Annotated in this window: 12 protein-coding genes; 5 read left to right on the forward strand and 7 right to left on the reverse strand. The window is 46.9% G+C overall.

The annotated features are described in order from the left end of the window. The first annotated feature begins 67 nt into the window (after positions 1-67). Together AC1XUF_RS26995 and odhB are read left to right on the forward strand one after the other, a co-directional pair. Positions 68-2,830: a 2-oxoglutarate dehydrogenase E1 component gene (locus AC1XUF_RS26995; RefSeq protein ID WP_483344975.1), complete on the forward strand. Its 2,763-nt coding sequence runs from the start codon at positions 68-70 to the stop codon at positions 2,828-2,830. A 47-nt stretch (positions 2,831-2,877) separates the two neighbouring features. Beyond that, the gene (gene odhB, locus AC1XUF_RS27000; RefSeq protein ID WP_483344976.1) at positions 2,878-4,473 is read left to right on the forward strand and encodes a 2-oxoglutarate dehydrogenase complex dihydrolipoyllysine-residue succinyltransferase; all 1,596 of its coding nucleotides are present in this window, start codon (positions 2,878-2,880) and stop codon (positions 4,471-4,473) included. A gap of 59 nt (positions 4,474-4,532) precedes the next feature. Here odhB and AC1XUF_RS27005 read toward each other — a convergent pair whose 3' ends face one another. Further along, on the reverse strand, positions 4,533-4,859 hold the full coding sequence (locus AC1XUF_RS27005; protein ID WP_483344977.1) for a nucleotide pyrophosphohydrolase: 327 nt from the start codon (positions 4,857-4,859) through the stop codon (positions 4,533-4,535). 46 nt (positions 4,860-4,905) lie between these two features. Beyond that, positions 4,906-5,358: a D-aminoacyl-tRNA deacylase gene (gene dtd / locus AC1XUF_RS27010; protein WP_483344978.1), complete on the reverse strand. Its 453-nt coding sequence runs from the start codon at positions 5,356-5,358 to the stop codon at positions 4,906-4,908. 291 nt (positions 5,359-5,649) lie between these two features. On the opposite strand from dtd, the gene AC1XUF_RS27015 reads away from it, so the two are divergent. Further along, positions 5,650-7,077, forward strand: a complete 1,428-nt coding sequence (locus tag AC1XUF_RS27015) for an L-serine ammonia-lyase (RefSeq protein ID WP_483344979.1) — start codon at positions 5,650-5,652, stop codon at positions 7,075-7,077. Positions 7,078-7,087: 10 nt separating this feature from the next. Here AC1XUF_RS27015 and mgtE read toward each other — a convergent pair whose 3' ends face one another. Both mgtE and rsmA read right to left on the reverse strand, forming a co-directional pair. Further along, positions 7,088-8,440 carry a magnesium transporter gene (gene mgtE / locus AC1XUF_RS27020; RefSeq protein WP_483344980.1) on the reverse strand — a complete coding sequence of 451 codons (1,353 nt, stop codon included), beginning with the start codon at positions 8,438-8,440 and terminating at the stop codon, positions 7,088-7,090. Positions 8,441-8,533: 93 nt separating this feature from the next. After that, the gene (gene rsmA, locus AC1XUF_RS27025; RefSeq protein WP_483344981.1) at positions 8,534-9,328 is read right to left on the reverse strand and encodes a 16S rRNA (adenine(1518)-N(6)/adenine(1519)-N(6))-dimethyltransferase RsmA; all 795 of its coding nucleotides are present in this window, start codon (positions 9,326-9,328) and stop codon (positions 8,534-8,536) included. A gap of 86 nt (positions 9,329-9,414) precedes the next feature. On the opposite strand from rsmA, the gene AC1XUF_RS27030 reads away from it, so the two are divergent. Continuing rightward, positions 9,415-13,029: a PAS domain S-box protein gene (locus tag AC1XUF_RS27030; protein WP_483344982.1), complete on the forward strand. Its 3,615-nt coding sequence runs from the start codon at positions 9,415-9,417 to the stop codon at positions 13,027-13,029. A gap of 158 nt (positions 13,030-13,187) precedes the next feature. Beyond that, positions 13,188-16,103, forward strand: coding sequence for a TonB-dependent receptor domain-containing protein (locus AC1XUF_RS27035; RefSeq protein ID WP_483344983.1), 2,916 nt, complete (start codon positions 13,188-13,190; stop codon positions 16,101-16,103). Between the two features lie 85 nt (positions 16,104-16,188). On the opposite strand, the gene AC1XUF_RS27040 is transcribed toward AC1XUF_RS27035, so the two are convergent. From AC1XUF_RS27040 to AC1XUF_RS27050, 3 genes are read right to left on the reverse strand one after another with little or no spacing between them, the layout of a single operon-like run. Next, positions 16,189-16,827: a LysM peptidoglycan-binding domain-containing protein gene (locus AC1XUF_RS27040; protein WP_483344984.1), complete on the reverse strand. Its 639-nt coding sequence runs from the start codon at positions 16,825-16,827 to the stop codon at positions 16,189-16,191. A 60-nt stretch (positions 16,828-16,887) separates the two neighbouring features. After that, positions 16,888-17,379: a 5-(carboxyamino)imidazole ribonucleotide mutase gene (purE, locus tag AC1XUF_RS27045; protein WP_483344985.1), complete on the reverse strand. Its 492-nt coding sequence runs from the start codon at positions 17,377-17,379 to the stop codon at positions 16,888-16,890. Between the two features lie 10 nt (positions 17,380-17,389). Next, on the reverse strand, positions 17,390-18,526 hold the full coding sequence (locus tag AC1XUF_RS27050; protein WP_483344986.1) for a 5-(carboxyamino)imidazole ribonucleotide synthase: 1,137 nt from the start codon (positions 18,524-18,526) through the stop codon (positions 17,390-17,392). Positions 18,527-18,529 lie beyond the last annotated feature (3 nt).

Genomic DNA, 18,529 nt, shown 5'->3' on the forward strand with positions numbered 1-18,529 from the left:
GATTTTATTCGTAATGTTTACATAACTCTCGTACCTTTGTGCGGTAAATGAAATATTCACTTTTGTGATGGATAAATACACTTATATAGCAAATTCCGACGCCGCTTATATTGACGAATTATATAATTCCTATAAGCAAGATCCAGCTTCAGTTGATGAAGGCTGGCAGAAATTTTTTGAAGGTTACGACTTTTTTCAAAAGTACCCCGTTAACGGTAACGGCCATACAAACGGTGCTGCAAATGGCAAAGAAGCAGCCACAATTTCAAAAGTAGATCCTTCCCGTATCCGCAAGGAAATGGAAGTCGTGCACCTGATTCGTGGATACCGTTCCAGGGGTCACTTAATGGCCACGACGAATCCGATACAAAAGCGAAAAGACCGCCAGCCGCAATTGGATATCGCAGATTTTAACTTAGGTCAGGAGGATCTGGAAACAGTTTTCGAGGCTGGGGTTGAAGTTTTTGGACGTCCCGCAACACTACGCGAGATCGTCGATTCACTCAAAACGATCTATACCAGAAACATCGGGTTCGAATATCTGTATATCCGGGACCGTGAACAGAAAAGCTGGCTTCGCAAGAAAATTGAGAAGGAAGCTTTGAATATGACATTCTCCATCGATGAGAAAAAGCATATTCTTTCTAAACTCAATGAGGCGGTTGTTTTTGAAAACTTTCTTCATACCAAATACCTTGGTCAGAAACGCTTCTCGCTGGAAGGGGGGGAAACGACCATTCCTGCCCTGGATGCGATGATCAACAAAGCTGCAGAAATGGGTGTGGTGGAAGTGATGATCGGGATGGCACACCGCGGACGTCTGAACGTTCTCGCGAATGTCATGCAAAAAACCTACGGGCAGATCTTTAACGAATTCGAAGGCAACTTACCTGACCAGGTTTGGGGCGACGGTGATGTGAAATACCACATGGGCTTTGCCAGCCAGATCACCACCAAAGAAGGGAACAAAGTACATCTTAAACTGGCTCCTAACCCATCACACTTGGAGGCCGTTAACCCTGTTGTAGAGGGATATATCCGGGCAAGGGCCGACGGCATGTACGATAGTGACTACGACCGCGTTCTGCCAGTGCTGATACACGGTGACGCCGCCGTTGCAGGCCAGGGGATTGTGTACGAGGTTACACAAATGTCTGCATTGAATGGTTATTATACCGGTGGTACCATCCACTTTGTAATTAACAACCAGGTTGGTTTCACTACGGATTTTATCGATGCGAGATCGAGCATCTACTGTACCGATATTGCTAAGATTGTTGACGCGCCGGTTTTGCATGTGAACGGTGATGATCCGGAGGCTGTTGTGTTTTGTATGCGTCTGGCTGTAGAATACCGTCAGAAATTCAATAAGGATATCTTCATTGATATGGTTTGCTACCGTCGTCACGGTCATAATGAGGCGGACGAACCCAAATTCACACAGCCGGTTTTATATAAATCCATTGAAAATCATCAAAATCCCCGCGAAATCTATCAAAAGACTTTGGCAGAACGCGGTGATGTGGACGCCCAACTGGCGGCTAACATGGATAAGGAGTTCAAGCAACTCCTGCAAGAACGTTTGGACATGGTGAAGCAAAAAGCGCTGCCCTATACGCTTCCCAAACTAGAACAGGAATGGCATAGCCTGCGCAAATCAAAGCCTGAGGATTTTGAGAAGTCCCCCGAGACAGGCGTACCCCTCGAAACGCTTGAAAAAATAGGTAAGGCATTGATTTCAACTCCTGAGAATTTCAACAGGTTGAAACAAATTGACAAGCTGCTCAAAGATCGTGAGCAGATGATTTTTGATAAAAAGGAGGTAAACTGGGCTACCGCCGAGTTACTGGCTTACGGTTCAATCCTCGTTGAAGGGAACATCGTAAGGTTGAGCGGCCAGGATGTACAGCGTGGTACTTTTTCACACCGCCACGCAGTGCTTCGGGACGTGGAGACCAACGCTCCTTACAGTAATCTTCAGCACATTCAGGAAGGACAGGGGCCTTTCATGATCTATAACTCGTTACTTTCCGAATATGGTGTCCTGGGGTTTGAATTTGGGTATTCCATGGCTAACCCTAACGCGTTGGTAATCTGGGAGGCGCAGTTTGGTGACTTCGCGAATGGCACGCAGGTAATCATCGATCAGTTTGTCACTTCAAGCGAAACCAAATGGGATCGCTGGACTGGCCTGGTCATGTTACTACCGCACGGATACGAAGGTCAGGGGCCGGAACACTCCAATGCCCGCCCGGAGCGTTATCTGCAGCTTTCGGCCAATTATAACATTATCGTGGCTAACGTCACTACCCCGGCTAACTTCTTCCACCTGCTCCGCAGGCAGTTGAAATTCCCGTTCAGGAAACCGCTGATCGTGATGTCGCCGAAATCAATGCTGAGACATCCGTTATGTGTTTCGCCGATGGAAAGTCTGGTACATGGCTCATTCCAAGAAACAATAGGGGATACGTTCGCAAATCCTGAAAAGGTTAAAAAGGTGTTGTTGTGCACCGGCAAGCTTTATTACGAACTTTTCGAAAAACAGCAGACAGATAAAAGGGACGATGTCGCGATTATTCGTCTTGAACAAATGCATCCCTTCCCGCAGAGCCAGGTTGATGCACATCTCAGCAAGTACCCGAACGCAAAAGTGTATTGGGTACAGGAAGAGCCATTCAATATGGGTGGCTGGACATTTATGCTCAGAATGTACAAAGGAACGAAACCATTGGAAGTGATTGCCAGGCAGTCCAGCGCGTCACCGTCAACCGGATTTTCCAAAATCCACGCTAAGGAACAGGCTGAGATTATTAACAGAGCTTTTGAATGATTTTCCTATAAATTTTAGACAAATTCGAAAACAAGATTGCACATAAAATGGCTGAAATTGAAATAAAAGTACCGCCTGTTGGCGAGTCAATTACCGAAGTTACCATTGGAAACTGGTTCAAAAATGATGGCGATTTTGTAAAAATGGATGAGGTCATTTGCGGGCTTGATTCAGATAAAGCAACATTTGAGTTGACCGCGGAAGCAGAAGGTATTTTGCATATCAAGGCTCAGGAAGGCGACACACTGAACATTGGCGATATGATTGCAACCATTGAATCATCAAACGGCGTTTCTCAGCCCAGCACTCCCAAACAGGAAACGGCCACTCCAGAAGAAACAGAACCAGTTGAACCTGCCGCAGAAAAGATCGAGGATAAGGCTGCTGAGCCTGTATCGGTAGCCCCGGTTACAACTTCTGGCAAAAAATATGAAATGAAAGTTCCGGCGGTAGGAGAGTCTATTACCGAGGTTACCATTGCTTCATGGAGCAAAAAAGATGGTGACCACGTAGAAGTGGACGAAATTCTTTGCGAGCTAGAGTCGGATAAAGCGACATTCGAATTACCCGCTGAGGCAGCCGGTACTTTGAAAATCATTGGTAAGGAAGGAGAAACACTGGCGATCGGTGCCGTAATCTGCACGATCGAGCAGGGGGCGGTAGTCCAAGGCGCTACATCTCAACCTGCTGCTGCGGCGGCACCCACTTCGGCGCCAGCTTCGACAGATAAGAGTTTTACAGAGAAACATGCATCACCAGTTGCCGCTAAAATCCTGGCAGAAAAAGGAATAGACCCGAAAGATGTAAACGGGTCCGGTTCGGGTGGCAAAATCATGAAGGACGATGCTCTGAAAGCGGGAAGTAAACCAGCTGCTCCGGCGGCTGCTCCTCAAACTGCCAGCGCACCTGCTAAGACGGCCCTGGCACCTGTGGTACCCGGTTCCAGAAATCAGCGTCGCGAAAAGATGTCTTCACTTCGTAAAACGATCGCCCGCCGATTGGTGGCTGTGAAGAACGAAACGGCAATGCTCACCACTTTTAATGAAGTGGATATGAAGCCTGTCATGGATCTGCGCTCTAAATTCAAGGACAAATTCAAAGAGAAACATGAAGTGGGTCTGGGCTTTATGTCTTTCTTTGTAAAAGCGGTTACCGTTGCGCTGAAGGATTTCCCGGTTGTGAACGCCAGCATTGATGGAGATGAATTGGTTTACAATGATTTCAGCGATATTTCAGTGGCAGTATCGACACCGCGCGGATTGGTTGTTCCTGTGATTCGTAATGCGGAGACATTGTCATTTGCAGCAATAGAGAAAGAAATCGTTCGCCTGGCGGTGCGCGCACGTGACGGAAAGCTGGGACTTGATGAAATGACCGGCGGAACTTTCACCATCACCAATGGCGGAACTTTCGGTTCCATGATGTCGACCCCGATCATCAATGCGCCTCAATCGGCCATTCTGGGTATGCATAACATTGTGGAACGCCCCGTAGTTGTGGAAGGTCAGATCGTAATTCGTCCGATTATGTACGTGGCGCTTTCCTATGATCACCGCACGATAGACGGAAAAGATTCGGTTAGCTTCCTGGTTAGGGTTAAGCAGCTTTTGGAGGATCCCATGCGGTTGTTACTTGATATGTAATCCTGATAAGGAAATACGTCTAAAACAGGGCCAGAGAAATCGGGCCCTGTTTTTTTTGCCTAGCCCAATCTGGGATTTTCCTTGTGCCTGTCTTTGTCCCGGGCGGTTTTTTTCTCAAGATTCTTTTCAAATGCCTCAGTCAGGTTGATGCCTGTTTGATTGGCGAGACATATCAACACCCATAGCACATCGGCCATTTCGTCTCCCAGGTCCTTACCGAGATCAGATTTCTTAAATGATTGGTCGCCATATGTTCGCGCCATGATCCTCGCCAATTCTCCGACTTCTTCCGTGAGGATAGCCATGTTGGTCAATTCCGAAAAGTAGCGGACCCCATAGGTTTTAATCCAACTATCGACCTGTTTCTGGGCTTCATCTAATGACATTTTGACTGAGATTTAGTTACTGAGTAATTTAATATATGAGCAGAAGTTAAATTCGGTTTTTTGAATCGATGATGATCGTGACAGGGCCATCATTGAGCAAAGCAACCTTCATATCAGCCCCGAATCGGCCGCATTGGATAGGTTTTCCGAGTTCTTGTTCCAAAAACCGGATCATTTTTTCATATAAAGGTAGGGCGACTTCCGGCCTCGCAGCTTCAATAAAAGATGGGCGGTTTCCTTTTTTTGTACTCGCATGAAGTGTAAACTGGCTTATCAAAAGGATGTTTCCATTTGTCATCTTTAAATCGAGATTCATTTTCCCCTCGCTGTCCCCAAATACGCGCAGTCCGACAATTTTCTTGCCTAACCACTCAATATCGTCCGTATTATCCAGATGGGTTATTCCCAGTAGGATCAGAAAGCCATTTTCAATCGTTCCATGAATTTTTTCTTCAATAGTTACTGATGCGCTGCTAACCCGCTGAATTACTGCAATCATAGAAAATAGCTTGTGACAAAATATAACCTGAATGCCAAAATAACTCTATTTGGCCATTTGCAACGTCTCGCGGGCTAAAAAAGGATTGATAAGCTACGAAACTTATGCATGCTAAAGATCAAAAGTGGGATACAAATCCTAAGTCATGGCCAAACAACTGCTCTTGAAATTGTGAAAAGCAGGAGCAGAAAATAAATGTGGCAAGGTTAAAGGAAGGGTTGTACATTGTAGCGATGAATAGCGAGAATGTCGGAAGGTAATTGTTTGCCTGGCACCGGTTACAACAGCATCATGAAAGAAGAACGCATATCCGTTTTTGATATCTTTAAAATTGGGATTGGGCCTTCCAGTTCTCATACGCTTGGGCCTTGGCGGGCTGCACAGCTCTTTTTACAAAAGCTAGCCCTTTCGGTAGGGCTGCCCAAAGTGCATTCGGTTCAGGTGCACCTGTATGGATCTTTGGCAAAAACAGGAAAGGGGCACGGTACCGACATAGCGGTTATTCTGGGCCTGAGCGGCTATGATCCGGTAACTGTCGAGACGGGCGCCATTGATAAGATCCTTTCTGATATTGCGGCCACTGAAAGTACCCTTCTTCACGGGAAAATGAAAATTGGCTTTTCTCCCAAGCAAGACGTGATTTTTCACAAATCGGAATCTCTGCCCTTTCATCCTAATGGTCTCACATTTGTTGCGGATTGCGGCCCATGTGGCAATTTTCAGGAAACCTATTACTCCATCGGCGGCGGCTTTGTAATCCAGGAAGGTGAAAGCGACGATGCGATTACCAAACCGATAACCTTACCTTATCCCGTTGACTATGCCTCGGATCTTCTCCAATGGCACCGGATATCCGGAAAGGAGATTTGGGAACTGGTTTTGGAAAACGAAAAAGTATGGCGGGACGAGCAAACCGTACGAAAAGAGCTGATGAATATCTGGCATGTGATGCAGGAAAGTATCTTCCATGGTTGCCAGAATAAGGGTATACTTCCGGGCGGGCTGCACGTTCAGCGCCGCGCTGCTGCCTTAAATCAAAAGTTGCTGAGAGGCGTGATGTGCGTTGGATGCGACGAATGGGTTGAATCAATTCGGAAAGGGGGCGCGGGGTTCAATTACACATTGGACTGGGTTAGCTGCTTCGCATTGGCAGTTAATGAGGAAAATGCATCGTACAGCAGGGTTGTCACCGCCCCAACGAACGGGGCTGCCGGGGTGATTCCCGCCGTTCTGCAATTTCACTTAACTTTTTGTGGCGGAACCAGTGAGGATATTTTCAGATTTTTGCTCACCGCCGGTGAAATAGGCAGCATATTCAAAAAAGGCGCCACGATATCGGCAGCAATGGGTGGTTGCCAGGCAGAGATCGGGGTTTCGTCTGCCATGGCCGCTGCCGGACTTACCCAAGTCTCGGGCGGGACGGTGGAACAATGCCTGATGGCTGCAGAAATCGCTATGGAGCATCACCTGGGCCTGACCTGTGACCCCGTAGCCGGACTGGTCCAGATCCCATGTATCGAGAGAAATACAATGGGCGCGATCAAGGCCATAACGGCGTCGCAACTTGCCTTGCAAAGCAACCCGCAGGATGCGAAAGTTTCTCTGGACAATGTGGTGCAGACGATGTGGCAAACGGCATTGGATATGAACCACCGTTACAAGGAAACTTCCGAAGGGGGCCTCGCAGTCAATATCCCCATCAGCCTTAGTGAGTGTTGATGCCAGTTGTTTAGAGTTTCAGCAACACATGGGCGAGCCCGAAGTAAACCCCGTAACCGATCAGGTCATTGGCCGTTGTGATGAATGGACCCGAGGCGACGGCGGGGTTGATACCGATTTTTTCAAGGAAGATCGGCGTGATCGTACCCATGAACGAAGCCAGGAAAACGACGGACATCAGTGCGGTAGATACCACCAAGGCTAGCTGTAAATCATTTCCTATCAGTAAGTTAAATCCAAAAACAACACAGCTGATAATGATGCCGTTGATAGATGCGACCGCGAACATCCTGATTAATCTCTGACCTACGGTAGTATCCAATCCTGTTTTATCCGCAAGGCTCTGCAGAATAATCGAGGAGGTCTGGATTCCCACGTTCCCGCCTGTTGAACCGATAATAGGGATAAAGGCGGCCATAGCCGGAATAATCTTAAGGTCACCTTCAAAAAAACTGATGAATTTAGCGGCCAGGATACCTCCCATAATACCTACCAGCAGCCACGGAAGGCGTGCTTTCGTTTGCTGCCAGATCGTGTCATCTTCTTCCACATCACCAGTGATACCCGCCATCGCCAAGGTATCCGAACTCGCCTGGTCGGTGATCACGTCAATCACGTCATCAATGGTAATCCTTCCCAACAACTTGCCCTGTACATTCACGACGGGCAGTGCATCAAGGTCATACCGCTGCATCAGTTCGGCCACCTCTTCGGCTGGCCGGTAGGTTTCCACGAAAATGACGTCCTTATCATAAAGACTTTCGATTTTAGTGTTCTTATGCGCGAGTACAATTTTCTTGAGCGAAAGGATGCCATGCAATTTTCCGAAATCGTCCACTACATAAACCGCGTAAACTTTCCCGACATCCTCGGCCTGTTTGCGCAGCTCCTCAATGCATTGATTCACATTCCAGTTTACGTTGGCCTTCACCAGCTCTTTCTGCATCAAACCACCCGCGACATCTTCGTCATAATGCAAAAGATCCAGGATAAACCGTGCCTGTTCCCGGTCTTCCAGCAAAGCGATCACTTCTTCCCTGACACGGATGGGCTGTTCATTAAGCAAATCCACGGCATCATCCGAATCGAAAAGATTCACGAAATGTGATATTTCCTCAGAAGTGAAGGCTTTCAGGAATTCACGCCGCTCACTGGGGTCCATATCCGCCAGGATCGCAGCCCCGGTTTCAACGTTCAGCTGACTGATCAGGAATTTGGCGCTACCGGTTTCAAGTTCATATAACAAACTGGTAATATCAGCGGGGAAAAGGTTCTCCATTTCTGATCGGATGGACTCAGAATCCTGTTTCTCAATCAGTTCCTCGATGTGGTCTACGTATAGCTGAGTTAATTCAAAAGTCATGATTCGACAGCTTTTTAGCAATTTTCGACTGGCTTACAGTCGTTGGTTTTAAGCGGTTTGGCTTGCAGCTTTTCAAATTTGGGAATGTGGCACTTATCCGACCAGACTTTCCGCAATCTTCGTCAGGAAAACGAAGTCGCTGACACTTAACTGTTCCGCACGCTTGGTCAGCAATGGATGGTCGGGAAATTCGCCTATTGGTTTCAAGGCGTTCCTTAGTGTTTTTCTCCTTTGGTTAAATGCTGTTTTAACAACCCTGAAAAACAATTTCTCGTCGCAATCCAATGCCGCCACTCCGTTACGCCTCAGCCTTATCACGCCCGACTGGACTTTGGGTGGTGGGTCAAACGCTCCAGGAGGGACAGTGATAAGGTAATCAATGTCATAAAAAGCTTGGAGTAATACACTCAGAATCCCATAATCCTTGTTGCCCGGCGGCGAAGCGATTCTTTGCGCTACTTCTTTTTGTAACATACACACAATTTCCGGGATCCTGTCCCTGATCTGCAATGCCCGGAAGAAAATCTGCGAAGAGATATTATATGGAAAATTGCCAATGATCGCGAAGATGCCTGGAAACGAATCCTCGGGATTGAATTTGAGAAAATCGCCTTCGATGATACGCGGTGAAAGCTCCGCATAATTCTTTTGCAGATAGGCCACCGACTCGGTATCAATTTCGATTACATATGTAGCAAAATCGGCCCTGCCAAGAAGAAACTGGGTTAAGACTCCCATTCCCGGCCCTATCTCGAGCACGCGGTCGTAACCACCATGGCCGGTTAGCCCGTCTACGATTCGTTGAGCAACATTCAGGTCTTTTAAAAAGTGTTGTCCAAGGTGTTTTTTTGCCCTAACCCTGGACTCGTCCCTGTTTTTATAATTCATTTTCACGGATCAAAATTAAGGCTTAATTCGTAGATTTATCGAATAAAGAATCGGAGCAAAAGTAAATTTGAGATTATCCTGATACCATGGAAATGATTTTATCCCACGCTGACTGGCAAACTATACACGCAACACTTCAGCATTTAAACCTGATTGGGATCACCTTTTCGCCCGACTTTACGATCCGTAACATTAGCGCGCACGCTTTAATGAAAACAGGGTGGCAGGAGTCCGACCTGGTTGGTCACAGTATATTCGAAAAGCTTATTCCAAAGGAAGAAGAATATGAAGTGCGGCAGATGCTGGAAGAAGGTATACAGGGAAAACGTAAATTGGAACAGAGAGAAATTCCGTTTCTTGCTCAAAAAGGGACATTGCGGACATTTTCGATCAACTCGGTGCTGATGCATCAGGAGCAGGGCGACGTTGAGTGCGTAACATTGGTGGGAGATGATATCACCCGGCGCCGGAGAATGGAGTCGTCTATTGCCAAATCCAATTCACAATTGCAGGACCTTGTTGATAATACCAGTGATCTGATCCAGCTGGTAGCGATCGACGGCAAGTTCATATTTGTGAATAAAGCCTGGCGGGAAGTGCTGGGATACGGGCTCGACGAGATTGCTTCCATGCGCATGGAGGATATCCTTCATCCTCAGTATAAGGAGGGAGCACTGGAACAGCTCAGGCTAATCGAGCTGGGAAATGCAAACCCAAATTTTGAGGCAGTCTTTTTGAGCCGGGAGGGTCGGAAGGTTTTTGTCTCTGGAAGTGTCAATTGCCGCTACGACAACGGAAAACCCACAGCGTTCAGATGTATATTAAATGATTTCACAGAAAAAATAAGAGCTGAAAAGGCGCAAAATCTTTATTACAGCATTGCGAACTGGACAGTTAACACGCAGAACCTGGATGATTTTTACCAAAGTATACACGAAGAGCTCGGGAAGATCATCGATGTCAAAAACTTCTTTATTGCACTTTACGATCCAAGTAAAAGTTACATCTATTTTCCATATTACGTCGACCAGTATTTTCAGGGAAATGTACGTTTCACCAAGCGTAAGCTGGGCAATGGACTTACAGAATATGCCATTGCATCCAACAAGCCGCTGTTTCTTTCGGATGAAAACATTGAGCAGCTTGCCAAGACCAATAGCCTGTATCTGTATGGGGTGACGCCGAAGCTATTGCTCTGTGTGCCGTTGCGGATCGGAGACCGGGTTACGGGGATCATCGGAGTCAAATCCTACGACGATCCTAATATGTTCGATACCCGTGATCTGGAACTGCTTGAATTTATCTCCGGCCAGGTAGCCATGGCAATCGCCAGGAAGCAAAGTGAAGAGGAACTAAGCAAATATGTCGCTAGGCTTAATGCGATTTTTGACAGCAGCTCTCATTTGATCTGGTCGGTAAACAAATCATTGCAGTTAACATCCTTCAACAGGAACTATGCCGATCTGATCCAGAACCAGCTGGGGGTAAGGCCCTCACTACAATCCAGTGCTGAGAAATTCGGCTGGCGGATGGTCGGGAACAACAACCGCAGAACGCTCGAAACCAAGTACCGTCAGGCGCTGCGGGGTGAGCCACAATACTTTGAATTCAGGATCGACCGGAAAGACGGAGGGGAAATGTGGCTCGAATTTTATCTCAATCCAATCCATTATGCGGATGGAATGATTGAGGAGGTTTCGGGGATTGCGAGGGATATTACAAGAAGAAAAGAGGCGGAACTTTCACTCAGACACAGTGAGGAGCTTTTCAGAGGGATTTTTGAAAACCTGCAGGATATTTATTGCAGGATCAACCGGGAGGGCGAAATCACCATGATCAGCCAATCGGTGCTGAAAAGGCTTGGTTACCTTCCTGCGGAAGTTATCGGACACAAAGTGACCGAGTTTTTCCAGGACAGAAAGAAGATACACTCAGCACTGATCCGGCTAAGAAAAACCAAGAGCCTGCGGAATTTTGAAATCACCATGTTCCGCAAGGATGGAACGGAGCGCCAGTTCATGATCAATATGCTCATGTTCACCAATGACAAGGGAAAGCCAACCGAGGTGGCGGTATTGGCGCGCGACATTACGGAATTGAAACGTAATGAACTTGAGTTATTAAAGGCCAAAGAGCATGCAGAGCGTTCGCTGAAGGTGAAGGAAGGCTTTTTGGCCAATATGAGCCATGAAATCCGAACACCAATGAACGGTGTGATCGGCATGATTGACCTGCTAGGTGAAACACCGCTGAATGTGGAGCAAAAGGATTATGTGCTGACCATCAAGCGTTCTTCCGAGACCTTGCTGAACATTTTAAATGATATCCTGGATCTGTCGAAAATTGAGGCCGGGAAAATGGAGCTGCATGAAGCGCCGATCGCAACAGAAGAGCTGCTATTGAAGCTGGTATCGCTTTTTGGGCAAACAGCCAAAAGCAAAAACAATACGCTGACCTATGACATCGCCGATGACATTCCGAAATTCATCATTGCTGATCAGACCAGGCTCCTTCAGATCTTGTCGAACCTGACTTCTAATGCATTGAAATTTACCGAGAACGGATCGGTAAAAGTGATCCTGACGCTGATCGAAAGGAACGGACCTGTACATAAGATCAAAGTAGAGGTGAAGGATTCCGGAATAGGGATCAGTGCGATGGATAAGCAGATTTTGTTCACTTCTTTCACCCAATTGGATAATTCTTCACGCAAGTCGTTTGGAGGGACCGGGCTGGGCCTCGTGATTTCCAAGCAGCTCACGGCACTGATGCATGGTGATATTGGCGTGGAGTCGACAGTAGGGGAAGGGAGTACTTTCTGGTTTACCTTTGAGACCCATGAAACAACGATTGCGCAAGTCAGCACGATCACCCAGTTTGAGGATACGCAAATTGAGAATGTATTTGCAGAATACCACCCTAAAATACTCCTGGTAGACGACAATGCGGTAAACAGGAAAGTGGCGAATGAAATCCTGAAAAAATCCGGATGCCAGGTGGATCTGGCCGACAGTGGATTTAAAGCGATCGAAATCGTTGGGGCGCAGCAACAGTCGGGCGCGAAAAGCTATGACATCATTTTTATGGATATTCAGATGCCGGACATGGACGGCGTGCAAACCTCGCAGGAGCTTAAACAAAGATATCCTAACCTGCTCCCCCCGATTGTTGCCATGACCGCATATTCCATGAAAGAAGACCGAGACCGCTTCATCAACCAAGGATTGGACGACTATATAGCCAAACCAATCCGGGCACAGACGCTGATACACAAAGTAAAAGAGATAATGGGCCAAAAATTAGGCAGCGGCGTCGATCAAAAGGTTCGGGAAGCGGTTCAAGAACCTGCATTGCCTATCCTAGATAAAGTAATCATCGATCAATTGAATAGTATTGGCGGGGCGGACCTGGTGTGGTCCGTTTTTGAAGATTTTGTAAGCGAATCCAATGACCTGGTAGCGGGTGCCTTGGAGGCTTATGAGCACAATGATATACCAACTGTGAAGAGTAACCTGCATACATTGAAAGGCAGCGGTGGGACCGTGGGCGTTTCGCGGGTTGCTGAGATTGCGAGGGATGCGGAGTGGCGCCTTAAGTCAAACGATACAAGCACCTTATCCGAAGCCCTCCCTCAATTGAAAGAAGCTTATGCAGAATTTTTGGAGCATTATGAAGAACTTTTAAAGGACTGGCTTAAATGATGATCAACCAATTCTTGATGCGACTTTTTTCGTCGGTTAAAAGGATCATTTAATCTATGATCTGATACTGTTCCGTCGATTGTGAAGGTAACTTGTAAAGTTTGATTAAACTTTTCCGAAGCGTGCTCCTCTAAACTGCACAAACCTTTACAGAAATCATGAACAGAATTACATCGTTCGCCCTGATGCTAGTCGGCTTGACCTTGTCCAATTTTGCCGAAGCACAAAACGCGCAGATCACCGGCACGGTTCTGGATAGCGTCAATCACTCCGCTGTGGTGGGCGCCTATGTGGCGGTAAGCCGCAATGCGCCGGATGCTAAACCAGAATATGTGACGACCGATGTAAATGGTAAATTTGCCTTTACTGGCCTTACCAAACAGGTTTCCTATCTGGTAAAAGTGTCCTATCTCAGCTACAAAGACTTTTCCCGAACAGTTACTCTCAGCAATGACATCCTGGATCTGGGGACGATACAACTGACTGAGGCCGTCGCCAACCTGAAAGAGGTGAAGGTGATAGGGCAGGTTACTGCCATGGAACAGAAAGGGGATACCACCCAATTCAATGCAGCCGCATTTAAAACCAACCCCGATGCAACGACAGAGGACCTGATCCAGAAAATGCCCGGAATTACGGTGACAAACGGAACGGTGACAGCGCACGGAGAAACTGTGAACCGGGTTCTGGTGGATGGAAAGCCTTTTTTTGGGGATGATGCCGCACTTACGTTGAAATCCCTCCCAGCAGAAATCGTCGATAAAATTGAAGTTTTTGACAAGCTCAGTGATCAGGCCCAGTTTACCGGATTTGACGATGGCAGTGCGCAAAAGACGATCAATATTGTGACAAAGGCGGACCGTAAATTGGGGCAGTTCGGAAAAGTTTTTGCGGGATACGGGTTGGATAACCGTTATCAGGCCGGCGGAAATATCAGTTTTTTCAAAGGTAATCAACGTATTTCGGTGATCGGGCTGAGCAATAATATCAATATGCAGAACTTCTCCAGCCAGGATTTGCTGGGAGTAACGGGTAGCACCGGCGGCGGGGGCAGGGGTAATGCGGGTGGCGGCGGAGCGGCCAACAACTTCCTGGTGGGCAACCAGAGTGGGATCACTGGTACCAATTCTTTCGGTCTTAATTACTCGAATAAGCTTGGCAAAAAGGTGGACGTGTCGGGAAGTTACTTTTTTAACCGCACCGGCAATACCAATGCGCAGACCACCGAACAGGAATATTTTATATCTGGCGGGCAGGGTAACCAGTTTTACAATGAGAGCAGCCGCACCTCCAGTGTCAACTCCAATCACCGGCTGAATTTCCGCGTTGAATACAATATCAATCCCAATAATTCTCTGATTGTTACGCCAAGGCTTAGTTTTCAGGACAATACATCAAACAGCGCTAAAACAGGGTTGACAACGCTGGCGAGCGGTAGCAAGCTAAACGGCGTCGACAATACACAGCACAATCTCAACAACGGATATAACTTCACGAACGATGTTTTATACCGCCATAGCTTTGAGAAAAAAGGCCGCACAATCAGTTTAAACCTCAATACGCAGCTGAACAACAGGACTGGGACAAGATATCTTTATTCCAGAAACCTCTACTACAATAACCTGATTACACCGGACTCGTTAATCGCAGCGATACAAGGTGACACAACCGACCAGGTAAGTTATACCAAGTCCAGCGGTAACACGTGGGGAGGGAACCTGATTTACACAGAGCCCATCAGCAATACGGGCCAATTGCAGTTCAATTATGGCCTGACGCTCAGTAACAGTAATTCCAGCCGGGAAACGTACAACATGAGTTTTGATGCTAACACCTATTCGGACCTCGACACTTTGTTGACTAATAACTTTGATAACCGGTATGTGACAAACCGCGCAGGACTGGGCTACCGGTACCGTAAAAACAGCTGGTCTGCGAATTTTGGCCTCGATTTTCAGAACACTGGCTTGTATAGCCAGCAGCTTGCACCTACCAATAATAAAGTGGACCAGTCATTCACTAATTTCCTGCCCAATTTTATGGTGAACTATCGTTCACGGGAAGGTGCCCAGTTCAGGGCGTTTTTCCGCAGCTCGACCAACCAGCCTTCGATTTCACAGTTGCAGAATGTGATCGACAACAGCAATCCGTTGTCATTGACTGCGGGCAACCCTAATCTGAAGCAGGAGTATCGTAACAACATTAATGTCCGGTATTCCCTGACCGGGGCGAAACGACCATACAGTCTGAATGCGATGGTGTTTGTAACGCAAACCAATAACGCAATCGTTAATTCCACATTTATTGCCCAGGAACCAACTACGTTGCCAAATGGAATTGTATTGGAACGCGGCTCTAAACTTACCACGCCGGTTAACGTCGATGGTAGCTGGAATGCAAGAACATTCCTCGCTTATGGAAAGCCGGTCGCGCCGTTAAAGTTGAATGTAAACTTAACCACCGGTTTCAACTACGTAAGATCGCCTGGGATGATCAACAACATTGCCAATTTTTCCAATACCTATGCTGTTTCGCAAGGGCTCGTGATTAGCAGCAACATCAGCGAGAAACTCGATTTTACGGTTTCTTATTCTGGTAACTATAACATTGTGCGCAACACCATTCAGCCGAATATCAATAACAATTATTACACACAGGGAATATCCGGTAGGGTAAACTGGATTTTTGGAAAGGGTTTTGTGATACAATCGGATATCAATAACCAATCTTACCGCGGACTCGGCGCTGGTTACAATCAGAACTTTACGCTATGGAATGCCAGTGTTGGCAAGAAGTTCCTGAAAAACAATGCGGGGGAACTGAAGCTGACGGTTTTCGATATACTGAAACAAAACAACAGCATTAGCCGCAATGTGACGGAAACTTATGTTCAGGATGTTACCAACCGCGTTTTGACACAATACGCGATGCTTACATTCACTTACACGCTGAAAAATTTTGGTAAGATGCCCACCAATGACAATAACCGTAGAAGAGATTTCGAAGGAGATGGGGGCGGTTTTCGTCCTGGTGGATTTGGCGGGGGCAGAGGACCGGGCCCAGGCGGCAACTGATTATTCCTAAATCCTCATATCAAGTGCAAAGAAAATCCCGGAGCAGAATTGCCTCGGGATTCTTTGTTTGAAGAATAGCTTCTTTTTATTTTCTATCGGGAAAAGGGATGATCAGTTTCTCACCTCTTTCGGAAAAATCGCGGGTTTTGCCGTTTGCTTTCATGATTGCTTCCTTGCTAACGCCATATTTGCCCGCCACCACTCTCAAAACATCGCCGGGGCCAACTGTGTGAACTGCTTTAACTTGGATTTTTAGTTTTGTTACACCTGCTTTCACATCGGAAACAGAAGGATTTAAGCCTTGCAGGGTTTCAGTTTTTAAATTGTATCTGGACGCAATACTCGAAAAAGTCTCACCGCTCTGAACGGTGTGCGTGATCTGCTCTCCTCCAATGGACGCCGCGGATATGCTTGGTTTTTCTTCTTTTGCAGGTGTTTTAACTTCCTCTTTTGCAGACTCTTTGGGTTTCTCTTTTTCATCTTCGCTGACCTTCTCCACGGGCGCCGGCTCATCGGTGATGGGTTCTCCTACTGTTTCTTCGAGCGTTGAATCCACCACAACCGAAGTAAGTTCTTCTGAATTGGACGAACTGTCGGAAATATATTCATACCCCACATAAAGCATCGCCAATACCAAAACAACTAAAACCAATAGTGTGACAATGGGTAAATTTGACTTTTCAGTAGGACGGACATTTCTTTTTTTAGGGAACTCGTCTTCCATAACTAGTCGGGATTCAATTTTTTAGTGGAGTTAATTTTATACGAAAATACTAAAGACACATTACTTTACAAGTTGATTTCTCAATTCGTCATTCATCATGGCGACTTTTTGCTTTAGGCTTTCTTTGAACAAATCAAGGCGTTTTCCAACCTCCAAATCGCTTGCTCCGATGATCTGTGCAGCCAGGATTCCGGCATTCCTCGCCCCGTCTAAAGCGACCGTTGCGACAGGAACCCCCGACGGCATCTGCAGAATGGAGAGGACCGAATCCCAGCCATCAATAGAATTACTGGACAAAACCGGTACACCAATCACCGGCAGGGAAGTAAGCGATGCCACCATACCGGGCAAGTGGGCTGCACCGCCCGCGCCGGCAATGATTACCTTTAACCCACGGTTTCGGGCGGAGGATGCATATTCCAACATCCGCTCAGGGGTGCGATGGGCCGAAACGATCTCCATCTCAAATGCAATACCCAATTCGGAAAGCGCATCAGCGGCTTGCTGCATGACCTTTTTGTCTGAAAGGCTTCCCATAATAATTCCAACCATCTAATCAGTGTTAAGATTTTGTACTAATTACCCGGATATTCCTTTTTACAAAATCAACTTTTTCTCTTAAAGCAGTCATATTGGAATCCATAATGGTAATATGACCCATTTTTCGGAAAGGTTTTGTCATCGCCTTCCAGTATAGAAACGGAAAGACCTGCTCGGTGGCCAGAAGCTTTTCCATTCCTTCATAAACAGCAGGTCCCTCGGAACCGCTTTCGCCCAATAGATTGACCATCGCTGACGGACCATAAGCAATGGTGCTGCCCAAAGGTAAATTGAGTATCGCGCGCCAGTGCTGCTCATATTGGGAGGTGGCGTTAGCGCGGATGGTATGGTGCCCACTGTTATGCGGACGTGGCGCCACTTCGTTGATCAATATTTCACCGTCGGCCGTCAAGAAGAGCTCAACAGCCAGCAAACCAACAATTTGAAAAGCCTCGGCAGTTTTTTTTGCAATTTCTTGCGCTTTCAGATTGACCGTTTCTTCAATTTCCGCAGGGGCGAAAAGGTACTCAACGAGATTATGCTCCGGATGGAAGACCATTTCGACGGTTGGGAATGTTTCAACTTCTCCATCCGCATTTCTCGCGACGATTACCGCCAATTCCTTTTCAAACGGTACCGCTTTTTCCAATAAGCCGGGCTTATCGAACGCCTTTTCCAAATCAGCCTGGGAGGTGAGACGTTGTACGCCACGACCGTCGTAGCCGTCTTTACCCAATTTATGGAACGCAGGTAAAAAAGAAAGATAATTGCCTACATCCTGCTGATTTTCTGTTAGTATAAATTCCGCGGTAGGCAGATTGTGATCAAGATAAAATTGTTTTTGGATCCTTTTGTCCTGGATCTGACGGATCACGGCGGGTTGAGGATAAACCTGTTTGCCTTCTTTTTCAAGAGCTTCCAGTGCCTCGACATTGACCTTTTCTATTTCGATGGTAATGACATCAAGGTCTTTTCCAAAATCATAAACGGTTTGGTAGTCTTGTAAAGAGCCCTGGTGAAAATGGGGGGCGATTTTTCTGCAAGGTGCGTCGGCATCCGGATCAAGGACGTGGATATCAAGGTTCCAGTCGACGGCGGCTTGCAAAAGCATTAACCCAAGTTGCCCGCCGCCAAGTATTCCAATTCGGGATGAAAGCATTTA

Source organism: Dyadobacter sp. HNCC25DJ185, from assembly GCF_056895195.1.